General features: G+C 64.1%; 13 protein-coding genes. 7 read left to right on the top strand and 6 right to left on the bottom strand.

The window, feature by feature from the left end; genetic code table 11:
- Nucleotides 1-2 precede the first annotated feature (2 nt).
- Complete coding sequence (locus D3242_RS11645) at nt 3-578, bottom strand: DUF1349 domain-containing protein (protein WP_038651687.1); 576 nt, start codon at nt 576-578, stop codon at nt 3-5.
- A gap of 54 nt (nt 579-632) precedes the next feature.
- Entirely contained in the window at nt 633-2072 is a 1440-nt protein-coding gene (locus D3242_RS11640) for an aldehyde dehydrogenase family protein (RefSeq protein WP_019862814.1), read from the bottom strand.
- A 239-nt stretch (nt 2073-2311) separates the two neighbouring features.
- Between D3242_RS11640 and D3242_RS11635 the strand changes: the two genes are divergently transcribed.
- The 7 genes from D3242_RS11635 to D3242_RS11605 all read left to right on the top strand — a co-directional run bounded on the left by D3242_RS11635 (nt 2312) and on the right by D3242_RS11605 (nt 11383).
- Nucleotides 2312-2971 (top strand): TetR/AcrR family transcriptional regulator, encoded by a 660-nt coding sequence (locus D3242_RS11635; RefSeq protein ID WP_064984434.1) that lies wholly within the window; start codon nt 2312-2314, stop codon nt 2969-2971.
- Between the two features lie 167 nt (nt 2972-3138).
- Nucleotides 3139-5550, top strand: coding sequence for a GcvT family protein (locus D3242_RS11630; protein ID WP_064984705.1), 2412 nt, complete (start codon nt 3139-3141; stop codon nt 5548-5550).
- A gap of 37 nt (nt 5551-5587) precedes the next feature.
- Complete coding sequence (locus D3242_RS11625) at nt 5588-6841, top strand: sarcosine oxidase subunit beta family protein (protein WP_064984432.1); 1254 nt, start codon at nt 5588-5590, stop codon at nt 6839-6841.
- 18 nt (nt 6842-6859) lie between these two features.
- Nucleotides 6860-7126 carry a sarcosine oxidase subunit delta gene (locus D3242_RS11620; RefSeq protein ID WP_064984431.1) on the top strand — a complete coding sequence of 89 codons (267 nt, stop codon included), beginning with the start codon at nt 6860-6862 and terminating at the stop codon, nt 7124-7126.
- The gene (locus D3242_RS11615) at nt 7123-10008 is read left to right on the top strand and encodes a sarcosine oxidase subunit alpha family protein (protein WP_064984429.1); all 2886 of its coding nucleotides are present in this window, start codon (nt 7123-7125) and stop codon (nt 10006-10008) included. Before D3242_RS11620 ends, D3242_RS11615 begins: the two co-directional genes overlap by 4 nt.
- A complete protein-coding gene (locus D3242_RS11610; RefSeq protein WP_064984427.1) occupies nt 10001-10543 on the top strand; it encodes an aminomethyltransferase family protein in 543 nt (180 codons plus the stop codon). The genes D3242_RS11615 and D3242_RS11610 overlap by 8 nt, the downstream gene beginning before the upstream one ends.
- 234 nt (nt 10544-10777) lie before the next feature.
- Nucleotides 10778-11383: a helix-turn-helix domain-containing protein gene (locus tag D3242_RS11605; RefSeq protein ID WP_208645778.1), complete on the top strand. Its 606-nt coding sequence runs from the start codon at nt 10778-10780 to the stop codon at nt 11381-11383.
- Between the two features lie 39 nt (nt 11384-11422).
- Here the strand turns inward: D3242_RS11605 and D3242_RS11600 are convergent, their stop codons facing one another.
- The 4 genes from D3242_RS11600 to D3242_RS11585 form a co-directional block, all read right to left on the bottom strand.
- On the bottom strand, nt 11423-12634 hold the full coding sequence (locus tag D3242_RS11600) for an epoxide hydrolase family protein (RefSeq protein ID WP_064984426.1): 1212 nt from the start codon (nt 12632-12634) through the stop codon (nt 11423-11425).
- A 212-nt stretch (nt 12635-12846) separates the two neighbouring features.
- Nucleotides 12847-13332 (bottom strand): hypothetical protein, encoded by a 486-nt coding sequence (locus tag D3242_RS11595; RefSeq protein ID WP_038651664.1) that lies wholly within the window; start codon nt 13330-13332, stop codon nt 12847-12849.
- Between the two features lie 115 nt (nt 13333-13447).
- Nucleotides 13448-14008, bottom strand: a complete 561-nt coding sequence (gene msuE / locus D3242_RS11590; RefSeq protein ID WP_019862803.1) for an FMN reductase — start codon at nt 14006-14008, stop codon at nt 13448-13450.
- 63 nt (nt 14009-14071) lie between these two features.
- Nucleotides 14072-15319, bottom strand: coding sequence for an SfnB family sulfur acquisition oxidoreductase (locus D3242_RS11585; RefSeq protein WP_064984424.1), 1248 nt, complete (start codon nt 15317-15319; stop codon nt 14072-14074).
- Nucleotides 15320-15339 lie beyond the last annotated feature (20 nt).

Raw genomic sequence — 15339 nt, 5'->3', positions numbered from 1 at the left:
CGTCAGCCGTGGAGTTCCCGTGAAATCGGCGGGCCGACCGAAAATCCCGAGAATGTGACCTCGAAACCCTCGCGCTGCGGCGAACAGCACATCATGCCGACATCGACCGTCTTCGAGATCGGAAAATAGGCGAGCCGCACCGGCTTCCAGTGACCGTCCGAAGCGTCGAGATACTGGACGCGGATCGCCTCGCCGTGGCGGGTCAGGCGGATGCTGACGCCGTTCGGGCCGGCGTGAATGGCGACCAGCGACCAGTCCGATGTGTCGTTGGTGACGACGACGGAGAAATAGGCAAGGCCGTCGGTGTATTCGATGCCGGCCTTGATCCAATGCGTTTCGCTGAGCCGGACCATCAGTCCGGCCTGGTCATAGAGCACCTTGTAGTCGCCCTTGACGGTGACTTCGGCGGTGAAATCGCCCTCGACCGGCCGATGCAGGAAGTGGCCGTTGTCACGCCAGAAACCGTAGAAGGTCTGGCGCCAGAAATCGGTCTCCTTGCCGGTGCGCACGCGCACCGCATCGCCGTCGACGGCGTGATGCGGCGGCGGGTTGAGCCAGGTCAGGTCCTGCAACGTCATTGCCTCATGCCGATTCCCCGGTGAAGGTCGCCGGCCCGACAGGCCGGCGCCCGATCAGCCTGCGAATGTATAGGCGGTCTTCACCGTGGTGTAGAACTCCATGGCATAGCGGCCCTGTTCGCGCGGGCCGTAGCTCGAGCCCTTGCGGCCACCGAAGGGAACATGGAAATCGACGCCCGCCGTCGGCAGGTTGACCATCACCATGCCGGCCTCCGAATTGCGCTTGAAGTGCGTGGCATGCTTCAGGCTCGTGGTGCAGATGCCCGAGGTGAGCCCGAAAGGCGTGTCGTTGGCGACGGAAAGCGCCTCGTCATAATCCTTGACGCGGATGACGCTGGCGACTGGGCCAAAAATCTCCTCGCGCGAAGAGCGCATGGCATTGGTGGCTTCGGTCAGCAGGGCCGGGCTGAGATAGAAGCCGGGTGTCTTGCGGTCGAGCCGTTCGCCGCCGAAGGCGAGCGTAGCGCCTTCCCTGACTCCGATGGCGATATAATCCTCGTCCTGTTTCAGCTGGGTCGCGTCGACGACCGGGCCGATCTGGGTCTGCGCATCGAGCGCATCGCCGATCACCAGTCTGCCCATCCGCTCCTTCAGCGCATCGACGAAACGGTCATGGATCCCTTCGGTCACGATCAGCCTGGACGAGGCGGTGCAGCGCTGGCCGGTCGAGAAGAAGGCGCCGTTGAGCGCGCAATCGACCGCGACCGCAAGATCGGCGTCGTCAAGCACGACCAGCGGGTTCTTACCGCCCATTTCGAGCTGGAACTTGCGCATATGCTCGACACTTGCCGCGGCGACGCGTTTTCCCGTGCCGACCGAACCGGTGAAGGTGATGGCGTTGACATCGGGGCTGTCGAGCATCGCCTGGCCGACCACCGAGCCCTTGCCCATCACGAGGTTGAGCACGCCCTTGGGCAGGCCGGCGCGATGCAGGATATCGACGATGGACCAGGCGCTCTCCGGAACCAGCTCGGCCGGCTTGAAGACGATGGTGTTGCCATGCGCCAGCGCCGGCGCGATCTTCCAGGCCGGGATGGCGATGGGGAAATTCCACGGCGTGATGATGCCGACCACGCCGACAGCCTCGCGGGTGATCTCGACGCCGACGCCCGGCCGCACGCTCGGCACCATCTCTCCGGTCAGGCGCAATGTTTCGCCGGCAAAGAAATCGAATATCTGGGCGGCGCGGATGGTCTCGCCAATGCCTTCGGCCAGCGTCTTGCCTTCCTCACGCGCCAGATTGCGGCCGATCTCGTCCTTGCGCGCCATGATCTCGTCGGACGCCTTTTTCAGCACCGCATGGCGTGCCAATGGACCGGAGCGGGACCATGAAGGAAACGCCGCCTTGGCCGCCGCGATGGCCTGCTTGGCCTGTTCGACCCCAGCCGAGGCATATTCGCCGACGACATCGCCGGTGTCCGAAGGGTTGATGTTGCGGGAGCCGGCATCGCCGACCCATTCGCCATCGATGAGGTTCTTTCGAAACTGTGCCATATCTGGTCTTTCCTGCTGGTTGGCCGCGCTGCGGCATCTGGTGAATTGGTATTTGCCAGACAAATGCCTTGCGGGAAAGCACGCACTGGTCGAACAGCCGCGACAAAAATCCCCGGGCCAGCCGTCGCAGCCAGCCCGGCTGGTATCCGCGGAGCGTTATTCCCGACCAGGCGAATTGCCCTGTACACCTATGTCCATAGCCTTGATTTGGCTGATGCGGCGTGTCATGCGTCGTAGAGATGGCAGCACTCGAAACGACGATCCAGCGCGCCGGCGCCACCGGCAACATCAAGGCCACGCGCGAAGACTGGCTGAAACTGGCGCTTGAAACGCTGATCTCGGACGGCGTCGAACGCGTCCGCGTGCTGACGCTTGGCCAGCAGCTCGATGTCTCGCGCTCCAGCTTCTACTGGTATTTCAAGAGCCGGCAGGATCTGCTCGACCAGTTGCTGGACTATTGGCGGCAGACCAACACAAGGTTCATCGTCGAACGCGCCTCGCGGCCTTCCGCGACCGTCATCCGCGGCGTGATGAGCATTTTCGAATGCTGGGTGGATGAGAGGCTGTTCGATCCCCGGCTGGACTTCGCGATCAGGGCCTGGGCCCGGCGTTCACCCGCCATCAGGCGCGCCCTCGACGAGGCCGACGAGGAACGCGTCAATGCCATACGCGACATGTTCAAACGTCACGGCTATGAGGAAGAGGACGCATTCGTGCGCGCTCGCGTCCTCTATTTCATGCAGATCGGCTATTACTCGCTTGAGCTCAACGAACCGATGAGCACCCGTCTCACGCACGTCGCCTCCTATCTGCGCAGCTTCACCGGCCAGGAGCCTCCGGCAGAAGATGTCGAGGATTTTGCGCGCTACGTCGAGAAGACGCTTTCCGGCAAACGATAGACACATTCGCCGGCCGCCCTGACCCGACAGTTTTCTAGACGCGGTCCGTAGGCCACCCCCATAGCCAGCCAGCACGCTTGCCTGCTGCGAGCCAACTTGGCAACGTACTAGACACATGTGTACAATGCCGGTAGGCTGCGCCGCCATAACCGGTGGAGTGCGGCAAGATGAAATCCCAATACAGGGCGATCGTAGTCGGCGGCGGCGTGGTTGGGGCTTCGGTGCTTTACCATCTGGCGAAGTTCGGCTGGAGCGATGTCGCGCTGATCGAACGCGAGGTGCTGACCGCCGGGTCCAGCTGGCACGCGGCCGGCGGCTTCCACGCGCTGAACGCCGACCCCAACATCGCCGCGCTGCAGGCCTATACGATCGACCTGTTGTCGGAGGTCGAGACGGAATCGGGCCAGAACATCGGCATGCACATGACCGGCGGCATCTCGGTCGCGTCGGCGCCGGAACGTTGGGAATGGCTGAAGGCCTCCTACCGCATCTTCCAGACCATGGGCATTGACGATGTCCATCTGGTCGGCGTCGACGAGATCAGGCAGCGCTGCCCGATCCTCAACACCGACGGCATGCTGGGCGGCCTTTACGCGGCGCGCGAGGGCCATATCGACCCCTCGGGCGTCGTCCATGCCTATGCCAAGGCGGCAAGGAAGCGCGGCGCCGAGATCATCGAGCACAACCGCGTGCTGGCGCTGAACCGCCGCGCCGACGGCAGCTGGGATGTGGTCACCGAGAAAGGCACTGTCATTGCCGAGCACGTCGTCAATGCCGGCGGATTGTGGGCCAAGCAGGTCGGTCGGATGGCCGGCATCGACCTGCCGGTGTCGCCGATGGAGCATCACTACTTCGTCACCGAGGCGCTGCCTGAGATCCAGGCGCTCGACCGGGAATTGCCGCTGATCGTCGACCTCGAAGGCTTCACCTATATGCGCCAGGAGCAGAAGGGCCTGCTGCTCGGCATCTACGAAATCAAGCACAAGCACTGGAACATGGACGGCGCGCCGTGGGACTACGGCATCGAGCTGATCCAGGAGGACACCGATCGCATCGCCAACGAGCTGGCGCTCGGCTTCAGCCGCTACCCCTGCCTTGAGACCGCCGGCATCAAGCGCTGGGTGAACGGCGCCTTCACCTTCTCGCCGGACGGCAATCCGTTGGTCGGCCCGGTGCGCGGCGTCCCCAACTACTGGGTGGCCTGCGGCGTCATGGCCGGGTTCCTGCAAGGCGGCGGCGTCGGCAAGTCGCTCGCCGAATGGATGATCCATGGCGAGCCGGAAGCCGACGTCTACGGCATGGACATCGCCCGCTACGGCGATTTCGCCTCCAACCGCGAATACATCAAGCAGACGACCGGGCAGTTCTATTCACGCCGCTTCGTCATGAGCTATCCCAACGAGCAATTGCCGGCGGGACGGCCGTTGAAGACGGCGGGTGCGCATGACGCCATGGACGCCGCGGGTGCGCGCTGGGGCAATTCCTGGGGCATGGAAGTGCCGCTGTATTTTGCCCCGCAAGGCTTCGTCGAGGCACCGACGCTGAGGCGCTCCAACGCTTTCGACATCGTCGGCCAGGAATGCCGCAAGGTGCGCGAAGGCGTCGGCCTGCTCGATATCACCGCCTTCTCGCGCTACGAGGTCTCCGGACCGCATGCGGAGGCGTGGCTCGACCGGCTGCTTGCCTGCGCGCTGCCCAAGCCCGGCCGCGCGAAGCTCGCGCCGATGCTGGGCGAAAACGGCAAGCTCAAGGGCGATCTCACGGCCTTCAACTGGGGCGACGGCTCCTGGTGGATCATGGGGTCCTATTATCTTCGCCAATGGCACATGCGCTGGTTCGAACAGCATCTCGCTGACGGCGTCACCGTGCGCGACATTTCGGACGCGGTCGTCGGCTTCTCATTGGCCGGCCCCAATGCGCGGCGTCTGCTCGAGCGGCTGACGCACCAGGATGTCTCGCATGAAGCCTTCGGCTTCCTCGCCTGCAAGACGCTCGATGTCGGCCTGGTGCGGGCCAAGGTCGGGCGGCTCTCGGTCATCGGCGAGCTCGGCTACGAGATCCATTGCCAGGCCAACGAGCACGCCGGGCTGCGCCGCGCGCTGCTGGCGGCAGGCAGCGACCTTGGCGTCACGGAATACGGCTTCGGCGCCGTCAACTCGCTGCGGCTCGAAAAGAGTTTTGGCATCTGGTCGCGCGAGTTCACCCAGGATTATACGCCTGATGAAACCGGCATGGACCGCTGGATCGCCTTCGACAAGGGTGACTTCATCGGCCGTGAAGCAGCGCTGAAAGAGCGGAAGACCGGATCCAGGCGCACGCTGGTGACGCTCGAAATCGACGCTGCGGATGCCGACGCCAGCGGCTACGAACCGGTCTGGAGCAGAGGCAAGCTTGCCGGTTTCGTTACATCGGGCGGCTATGGCCATACGGTCGGCAAGAGCCTTGCCATGGCGCTTGTCGATCACGATGCGGCCGGTATCGATACGGAGTTGACAACCCATATCGTCGGCGTCGAAACAGGTGCGCGCGTCATCGCTTCGTCGCCCTACGATCCACAGGGCAAAGCGATGCGGGCATGACCGGACGAACCGCTGCCATCCCTGCGGAAGACATGCCATGACCAGACGCTATTCCGCTTTGTCGCTGTTCAAGGAGGGCCTTGCCGGCCAGACCGGCTGGAAGCAGGCCTGGCGCTCGCCCGAGCCGAAGCCGACCTATGACGCGATCATCATCGGCGGCGGCGGCCACGGGCTGGCGACAGCCTACTACCTGGCCAAGAATCACGGCATCACCCGGGTCGCAGTGCTGGAAAAGGGCTGGATCGGCGGCGGCAATACCGGCCGCAACACCACCGTGGTGCGCTCCAACTACTATTATCCCGAAAGCGTCGAACTCTACGGGCTGGCGCACCGGCTCTATGAAGGCCTGTCGAAGGATTTGAACTACAACGTCATGCTGTCGCAGCGCGGCATGGTCAATCTCTGCCACTCGACGGCCGAGATGGAGATCGGCGCACGCACCGTCAACGCCATGCAGCTCAACGGCATCGATGCGGAGCTGTTTTCATCAGAAGATGTGCGGCGCGTGGCGCCGATCTACAATTTCTCCCCGGATGCGCGTTTCCCCGTGTTCGGCGGTATCTGGCAAGGCAGGGCCGGCACCGCGCGCCACGACGCGGTCGCCTGGGGCTATGCGCGGGCGGCGAGCCGGCTCGGCGTCGACATCATCCAGAATTGCGAGATCACCGATTTCATCGTCGAAGGCGGCCGATGCCGCGGCGTCCAGACGACGCGCGGCGCGATCCGCGCCGAGCGCATCGGCATGGCGGTGGCCGGCCATTCCTCGGTGCTGGCGACCAAGGCCGGCTTCAGGCTGCCGATCAATTCCTATGCGCTGCAGGCCTGCGTCTCCGAGCCGGTGAAGCCGATCCTCGACACGGTGGTGCTGTCGCCCGGCTGCGGCGTCTATGTCAGCCAGTCGGACAAGGGCGAGATCGTCATCGGCGGCGGGCTCGACCGCGTCCCCTCCTATGCGCAGCGCGGCAATCTGCCGAAGCTGGAAACCGTGATCGCCGGGCTGCTGGAAATGTTCCCGATCTTCGGCCAGTTGAAGCTGATGCGGCAATGGGCCGGCATCGTCGATGTCGTGCCGGACTCCTCGCCGATCATCGGTCCCTCGCCGCTGCCCAACCTCTTCCTCAATTGCGGCTGGGGCACGGGCGGCTTCAAGGCCATTCCCTCCGGCGGCACGCTGCTGGCGAACCTGCTGGCGACCGGCAAGCACAACGACATCAGCCGCCCCTTTGATCTCGATCGCTTCGCCAGCGGACGGCTGATCGATGAAGCGGCCGGCTCCGGCATCGCGCACTGAGACAAATCCGAGGCAGTCATGCAGCTTTTCCCTTGCCCGTTCTGCGGCCCGCGCGACGAGACCGAATTCCACTATGGCGGCGATGCCGGCAATGCCAGGCCTGACGGCGCCGAGGTGCCGATCGAAAGCTGGACCAACTATCTCTATCTGCGCAGCAACCCGAAGGGCACGGCGCGCGAAATCTGGGTTCACATGAGCTGCGGCGAGTTCTTCGTCATGGAGCGTGACACCGTCACGCACAAGGTGCTGTCGTCGACCGCGCTTGGCGGGGAGCACGCGGCGTGAGCGCCGCGCGTCTCGCCACCGGCGGCAGCGCCATCGACCGCTCGCGGCCGATCCGCTTCAGCTTCGACGGCGCAAGCGTGGACGGTTTTGCCGGCGACACCATTGCTTCGGCACTGCTCGCCAATGATATCGCGGTCGTCGGCCGTAGCTTCAAATACCACCGGCCGCGCGGCATCTGGGGCGCCGGCGTCGAGGAGCCGAACGCGCTGGTCGATATTGGCGGCCCACAGGCGTCGCCGAACACGCGGGCCACGACCGAGCCGGCACGCGACGGGCTGGTGGCGAAAAGCGTCAACGCCATGCCGAATGCATTGAGCGACCGCAACGCCTTCCTCGACCGTTTTGCGCGCTTCATCCCGGCGGCGTTCTACTACAAGACCTTCATGTGGCCGGACTGGCACATGTTCGAGCCGCGCATCCGCGCCATGGCCGGACTGGGCAAGGTCGACACCGACTGGACCTCACCGGGCACGGCGGACCAGGTCAACCATCATTGCGACGTGCTGGTGGTCGGCGCTGGACCGGCCGGACTGGCGACAGCCAGGATGGCCGCCGGCGCGGGCCTCTCCGTTACGCTGGTCGACGACCAGCGTGAACCGGGCGGATCGCTCGGCCATCGCGCCGGCGAGATCGACGGCAAGCCCGTGGCCATGTGGATCGAGGAGACAGTTGCGGTACTTACCGCCGGCGGTCACCTGATCCTGCCATCGACCACCGCCTTCGGCATCTACGACCACGATCTGGTCGGGCTGAACCAGCGTCATTTCGATGGCCGGCGCGACACGCTGTGGCGGGTCCGGCCGCGTCATATCGTGCTGGCGACCGGCGCCATCGAGCGGCCACTGCCCTTCGCCAACAACGACCTGCCGGGCGTCCTGTCGGCGGATGCGGCACTCGCCTATCTCAGACGCCACGCGGTTCTCGTCGGCCGGCGCGTTGTCGTCGCGACCAACAATGACAGTGCTTATGAGGTGGCGGCAGCGTTGGCCGAGGCTGGCGCCGACGTCACGCTTGTCGACATCAGGCGTGACGGCATCCCCGAAACCCCGGCCAAGGTGCGGCTGGTCAAAGGGCGGGCGCTTGCAGCCGCCATGGGCAGACTGCGCGTCGAGGGCGTAACGCTGGATGACGGCACCAGGCTCGACGCCGACTGCGTGCTGGTCTCGGGCGGCTGGACGCCGACAATCCATCTGTTTGGCCAGGCCAAGGGCAAGCTCGCCTGGAGCGGGGCCCGCGCCGCCTTCCTGCCGGGCGATCCCGTTGACGGCATTTCCGTCGCCGGTGCGGCAGCCGGTTCCGTCTCGTTGTCGGAAGTGTTTGCCGACGCGCGGACAGCTGTTGCGCCGCTTGGTCCGACGACGGCCGCCCTACCGCGCAGCACCGGACCGGAGGCGACTGGCGGCATCGTTGCAGCGTGGCCGGTGCCCGGCTCGAAAGGGCGCATCTGGATCGACTATCAGAACGACGTGACGGTGAAGGACGTCGAACTGGCGGCACGCGAAAACTTCGTCTCGGTCGAGCATCTGAAGCGTTACACGACGCTTGGCATGGCGACGGACCAGGGCAAGACCTCCAACCTGCCCGGCCTGGCGCTGATGGCCGGGATTACCGGCCGCACCGTGCCGGAGGTCGGCACCACCACCTACCGTCCGCCCTTCACGCCGGTGCCGCTGGCGAGCTTTGCCGGCGCGCGCGTTGGCGAGTTGATGGCGCCGGTGCGCCGGCTGCCGCTGGAGAGCGTGCATCGCGAAAGCGGCGCCATCTTCCAGGAATATGGCGGCTGGCTGCGGCCTGCCCATTATGGCGGCCGTGGCGCCGATACGGATCGCGCCATCCAGGACGAGGCGTTGCGCGCGCGCCGGTCGGTCGCGCTGTTCGACGGTTCGACGCTCGGCAAGATCGAGGTGATCGGACCGAAGGCGGCCGCATTCGTCGATTTCCTGTACTACAACACCATGTCGACGCTGAAGCCGGGCCGCTGCCGCTATGGCTTCATGCTGTCGGAGAATGGCGTGGTCTTCGACGACGGCGTGCTGGTGCGGCTGGACGAGCATCGCTTCGTCGTGTCGTGCTCGTCCTCGCATGTCGCTGCCGTGCATGCCCGGCTGGAGGAATGGCGCCAGGACCGCTTTGGCCGTGACGCCGTCTATATCCACAACGCCACATCGGACATGGCGACACTTACCGTCTCAGGACCGAATGCCCGCAAGCTGCTCGAAACAATCGATCTTGGCCGCTCGCTCGACGATGCCGATCTGCCGCATATGGCGATCGGTCACGGCAGCTATGGCGGCGACGCGGTGCGCATCGCGCGGGTCAGCTTCACCGGCGACAGGAGCTACGAGATCTCGATCCCTGCGGATCGCGCCGAGCCGCTATGGGCGCATCTGCGGCAAGCCGGGCAGGCATTCGATGCCGTCGTCATCGGTCTCGAAGCGCTGATGATCCTGCGTGCCGAAAAAGGCTTCATCGTCATTGGAAAAGATACGGACGGCACCACGCTGCCACACGACCTCGGCAGCGAAGGCCCACGCACCAAACGCCAGACCGAATATGTCGGTCGCCGCTCGCTGTTTACCGAGGAGGCCTCGCGCGGCGATCGCCTGCAGCTTGTCGGCCTGACGGTGCCGTCCGGTGAAGCGCCGCTGCCAACCGGCGCGCATGGCATCAAGCGGGAGAGCGGCAGGCTGCACAGCCAGGGCTTCGTCACCTCGAGCTACCGGAGCCCGACGCTTGGCCGGCCCATCGCGCTCGCTCTGATCGAGCGCGGCGCGGCGCGCCACGGCGAGACGATCGAAGTCCAGCATCTCGGCAAGGTCAGGACGGCGACGATCGCCGCGCCTTGCGCCTTCGACCCGGCAGGAGACCGGCTCCATGCGTGATCTCGCGGAAAAATGGTCCGTCCCACCGGACTGGCGGAACGCCACCATTGAAGTGCCGGGGCTCAAAATAGGCGCCGTTGCCGGGCTGCACCAACGCCTGGTCAGTGGCGACCTTGCGGCATGGGCCGAGGCTTCCGGCTTCGATGGACCAGCCGTCGGGGCATTCGGCCTGGCGGAAGGCATGCGCTATTCGGTCCGCCTGGCACGCGACCTCTTGCTCGCCGTTTCCACCACGCCCTTCGGCATGGCCACCGGGTGGTTCAGCGAGGGGTTCGCTGTGACGGAGATCAGCGCCGGATTGCAGGTGTTCGAGGTCGAAGGCCCGGCGCTTGATGCCTTCATCGCACGCGGGACGACGCTCGACCCCGCTGGGCCGCCAAGCGCCAGTGCAACGCTTTCCTTCGCCGGCATCGGCGCCATCGTGTACCGCCGTCAGCGCAGCCTGCGCATCCATGTCGATCGTGGCCTCGCCGCCTATCTCTGGACATGGATGGAAACGGTTGCCGCCAACATCGCCACCGGATCCCGGAATTAACCGGCCACGACAATGCCGGCCCTGGCTGATCGCCACTCCCAGGTCGGCGTGGGTGCGTCTTGCGCAAAATCAATCGCAAGGGCTGGACGCCGTCGCGCAAGGGTTCGACTGTAAAATCTCCATTCATGAATCGACGTCGCGGTTTTGCCGGAGCAATTGCCGATCATGGTCCAAAAGCATACGAGCCGGCCATCTCCCCATCCCTGGATCGACACAGTCTGGCAAACTGTGTGTTTGAGCAACGGGATTTACAAAGCCACACCTGACGGTTCGTGGGATCTGCTCCGCAGCGTCGCGCCGGACGGGCTTTCCGTGGTGTTCTTGAGCGGCCAGGCAACCGAGCCCGTCGACGTGCCATATGTCGAGGGTGAGCACTCGGTCGTCATCTCATTTGCCGCCCATGTCTATCTTGCGCGTGACAAGGAGGTGCGAACCGGCGCCGCGGTCCGATTTCTGGATGTAACACAAGACCAATTTCTATTGGATGGCGTGGAACTGCCGTTGCCGACTTTCCTGAACGCCGAAGCTCTTGTCGACGAGATGATAGCGGCGGGGCTGCTTGCGTCCGACGACGTCGTGGCCAGGGCCTTTACCGAGAAGCCCAAGGCTGCCTCCAAACGCTCGGTGCAGCAGCATTTCAAGAACACCACCGGCATCACGCAGAAGGATTTCCAGTTGATCCGCCGCGCACAGGAAGCGGTTCGGCGCTTGAAAGCCGGCGATAGTGCCGCGGCCGTGGCCTTCGATCTTGGCTATACGGATCAACCGCACATGATCAAATCCATAAAGAAGATCATGGGTTCTCTGCCATCAAACCTCGATGCGGTTCACAAGATCTGATGCCGGGCGAGGGTTCGCCCGGCGGAGATCACCGCGGCGCTATTTCGTGACAAGCGCCGCGAATTGCTTGATGTCCTCGACATAGAATGCCGGATCTTCCCACGCGGCGAAATGGCCCGTCTTTTCCATATTGTGAAATTGCACGACATTTCCCGACGTCTGGCGGTCCGCCCATTCACGCGGCAGGCGAACGCCGCCCGGGATCGGCGCTTCGGTCGCCACCGCCACCGGAACCCCGGTGTTCTTTCCCTTGATGGTCGGCGGCTGCATCGCGTTCTGATTGTAAATGCGGAAGGACGAGGCCGCCGTTTCCGTCAGCCAGTAGATCATGATGTTGGTCAAAAGCGCGTCGCGACCAAATCTGGCGTCGGCCTCGTCGCCGACCCCCATTCCGGCCATGAAGCTCATAATCCATGCGGCAAGGCCGACCGGAGAGTCGTTCATGGCAAAGGCAAGGCTCTGCGGCTTTGTCGCCTGGACCAGATTGAAGGCGCCATGCATGAAGAACCATTGCTGGATCGCTCCCGCGTAACCCTGCTCCGGGCCGCTGAGGGCGCCAAAATCCGTGGTCTGGTCCGGGTAGCCCACATCGGTCAGATGGAAGCCGATAAGCTTGTCCGAGTGGCGCTGCGCCAGCGACATGGCGATCACCGACCCCAGATCGCCGCCAGCCACGATGAAGCGGTCGTAGCCCAGCACGTCATTCATAAGGTGAGCAAGAATGTCGGCCACCTTGTCGGCGGGCAGAGCCGTTCTGCCAGAAAAGCCAGTCCCCGGAATGGACGGCACGACGACGTGAAATTCCTCCGCCAGCGCATCCACGACCTTGTGATAGCGGTAAAAACTGTCCGGCCAGCCATGAAGCAGAAGGATTGCCGTCGCACCCTTCTTTTTCGACGGCTGATGGACGAAATGCAGGGCGATGCCCTCGATATCGACCTTGTAGTTCGGCAATGCGTTCAGGCTCGCTTCGGCCTTCCGCCAATCATAGTCATGGAGCCAGTAGGCGGTCAGCTTCTTCATGTAGTCGAGATTCGTACCAGTCATCCATCCGGCTCCGGCGGGTTCATCCGGCCAGCGGGTGTGGCTCAGGCGCGCCTTGAGATCGGCGAGTTGGTCATCGGAAATGGCAATCTTGAACGGCGTCGGCTTGGCCATTGTCGTATTCTCCTGTGAGACGGCGCTGCGATCGGTGAGACCGCCGAGAAGAGCTGCCGCGATGGCGCTTTTGGCAAATTCGCGGCGGTTCATTCTCGCAGCTCCTTGTTCATTTTCGATGGAGCCAAACTATTGGAACGGCGGCCGCGCGGATTGTAAATTTGCGCAAACCATCCAGACGAGACGAGCACGCGACAGGTCTCATTCTCGCGCCCGCTGAGGCATGAGGGATGCACAACGACAAACGGTGCAGCGTTCCGCCACCCGGCAACAAAGGGTGGAGGCGGACGAACATTGTGCTTTTTCTAGAGGGTGAACGACCAGAACAAGCAGGCGAGCGTCGCGGCGGCGAAGACCACGAAGAACAGGCTGCGCAACAGCACGTTGCGGCGCAGTTCGTTCATGACGAAGTGGCAACCGACGACAGCCACGGCAAACAGGAACCGCCAGTTCAGCAATGCGAGCATTGCGCTGCCCTGACCGAAAGCCCATCGGGCGAGAAGGCCGCCGACGATTGTGGCGAACAGCACGATCACCGCCCAGAAGATCGCGTCGGCGCAATGGGTGAGGACGATGCTGGCCGCCCTGATCGGCAGGATCATCATCAACAGCGCGCTGAAGAAAAAGACGGCGGCGAGCGGAATGAAGGTTCCGGCATCAGCGATGCCGTCGAGGCGTCTGACGCCGATTGCGCCATAGGGATAGCCATGCCTGGCCACCGCAAGGCTCAGCGCCATGAGCAAGGCGGTCAGCACGGCGACGAGTGCGAAGGTCGTAAGGGCTTTGCTCATGGTGTTCCTGTCCCGGACGAATCAGACAGGAACTTTGTAGCGGGCGGTCGTAAATTGCACGTAAGTGAGGAAGCCGCTCGTGCGGATTTCAATCGGTGAAAGCCACTGTCGGCTGCTATTCGGCGGCGATCCTGCCTGCCGAGCGGTTGGCGAGTACGAAGCCGACCTCGTCCACCGCTTGCGCCGCGCGCTTCAGGATCGCCTCGGAGCGCAGCACTCCGTCGGTGAAATCCTTGTCGGTGGCATAGACGGCAGTCGGCAAGGCAAAGGCCTCGAAGAAGCCGAACAGCGGTCGCAGTTGATGCTCGACGATCAACGCATGGCGCTCGCCGCCGCCGGTCGCGGTCAGCACGATGGGCTTGCCCCGCAACGCGGCCGGATCGATCAGGTCGAAGAAGTGCTTGAACAGGCCGGTATAGCTGCCCTTGTAGGTCGGCGAACCGACCACCAGCACATCGGCCGCGAGAATCTGCGCCAGGATCGGCTGCGCCCGGCTGTCGAGGTCGCGCGCCCACCGTGCCGTGCCGAGCGAAGGGCCGACATCCTCGATGTCGTAGGTGACAGCCGACAGGCCATGGCGCGCGGCGATGTCCCTGGTGACCAGTTCGACGAAGGCGCGCGTCTTTGACGGCCGGGTGATGTTGCCGGAAAAACCGACGACTGTGGGGTTTGACATGGCAGTGGGCCTCTTGGATGTCGAAGTTTGAAGTGGCGGGCCACCCGGCCCGCCGAGGGGAAATCAGCTCCAGGCGTGCAGCGGCGGATTTTCGCCGTTTAGGAAATATTTGCCGAGGATCGAGTACTTCCAGCGTACCGGATCGTGCAGCGTGTGGGTGCGGGCATTGCGCCAATGCCTGTCGAGATTGTGCTCGGCCAGCGTCGAACGCGTGCCGGCCAGTTCGAACAGCTTGTTGGTGGCGGCGATGGCGATTTCGGTCGACAGTATCTTCGCCTCGGCAGTTACGATCTGCGCATGCGCCACCGTATCGGCGGTCGGCTCGGCCACCGCGCGGTCGATCGCCAGGCCGGCCTTTTCGAGCAGCGCCTGCGCGGCGTGCAGGCGCAGCGTCAGGTCGCCGACCGCCTGGATGGTGTAGGGATCGTCCCAGGCATTGTCGACGCCGCTGTCGATCCAGGCGCGGCTCTTCGTCCTGACGAAGTAAACCGTCTCGTCGATCGCCGCCTGGGCAATGCCGGTGTCGACCGCCACCTGGATGATCTGGAAGATGGCGCCGTCGGCGGTCGGTTTGTCGTAGCCCTTGTAGCCGGGCACCAGAAAAGTCTTCGGCACCTTGACATTGTCTATGATGACGGTGCCCGACAAGGTCGTGCGCTGGCCGAAGCTCGACCAGTCGTCGATGACCGTCAGGCCCGGCGCTCCGCGGTCGGCAATGGCATACCAGGCGCGGCCCTCGTCATCGAGCGCCACGATCGGCACCAGATGGGCAAGCAAAGCGCCGGAGGAATAGAATTTGCGGCCGTTGACGACGACATGGTCGCCGGCATCGGTGAAACGGGTCTCGAAATCGGCGGCGCGCTTGGAGCCGAACTCGGAAAAGGCGTTGCCGAACCGCGTGCCTTTCAGCGCCTCGGCAAACAGCAGCTTCTGCTGGTCCGCGTCGGAAACGGTGCGGATGGCGGCGACGACGCCGAGATGGTTCTGCGCGATCTGGCCGATCGAGGAATCCGCAGCCGAGATGATCTCGATCACCTTGGTCAACGTCGCGTAGGACACCTCCGGCCCGCCGAACGCCTTGGGTACGTTGATCGACCACAGGCCGCTCTGCGAGAAGGCGTCGAGTTCAGCGACCGGCCAGATCCGCTCGCGGTCGCGCTTCGAGGAGCCCTTGACGAATTCGGCGGCAAGCGCGTGGGCCACCGCAATCGCTTCGGCGTCATCCCGGATGATGTGGGCCGGCGCCGACGGCCTTGCAACGGGCGGCACGGCGGCGGAGGCGTGGTCTGTTTTGACGTTCGAGACGGTCATTTCACTGCTCCTTGAGATTT

Source organism: Mesorhizobium jarvisii, from assembly GCF_003601985.1.
In the GTDB taxonomy this organism is placed as follows: Bacteria; Pseudomonadota; Alphaproteobacteria; order Rhizobiales; family Rhizobiaceae; genus Mesorhizobium; species Mesorhizobium jarvisii.
The sequence above is the reverse complement of the archived record's forward strand: the minus strand, read 5'-3'. Positions and strand labels throughout refer to the sequence as shown.